At 58.3% G+C, this 472-nt stretch carries 1 protein-coding gene; it reads right to left on the reverse strand.

The window, feature by feature from the left end; genetic code table 11:
• Positions 1-105 precede the first annotated feature (105 nt).
• The coding region (locus tag C6W91_RS21300; RefSeq protein WP_370571631.1) for a cytochrome c at positions 106-472 on the reverse strand (367 nt) is incomplete at its 5' end.

A 472-nucleotide genomic window follows, 5' to 3' on the forward strand; every position in this document is an offset into this window, starting at 1 on the left:
GTGCCGGTGATGACGATTGCTGCCAGAATGGGTGTTGTCTTCATCGTATCAATACTCCGTTGATGCTGAATTTTGCTGCCCTTGGAGATCAAGAACCCAGGAGCATCACTCGATCCCGTTCGCACGTTGCAGTTCACGCACGTAGGCAATGACCATCTTAACATCACCCGGCGTGACCCCCTCGACCGGAGGCATATTGCCAAAGGGCCAATGATGGGCGCGCACCCCGTTCTGCGCTGCCAGGATAAAGGCCATGTCGGAATGGTGGCTGGGTTCATAGACCTTATGCACCAGCGGCGGCGCAACCCCGTTCTGCCCTGCTGCGTTTTCCCCGTGACAGTCGGCACATTTGGCTTCGAAGATGGATTTTCCAAGCTGGGCATTGCCAGAGAGTTCTGTCGGCAGCGCGACCGTTGCAATCGGAGCGCCAGGGGCAAGCGCGCCCGTGTCAGGCGACGCCATCGAATGACCG

The sequence above is a fragment of the Phaeobacter sp. SYSU ZJ3003 genome (assembly GCF_041300735.1).
GTDB lineage: Bacteria > Pseudomonadota > Alphaproteobacteria > Rhodobacterales > Rhodobacteraceae > Phycobacter > Phycobacter gallaeciensis_A.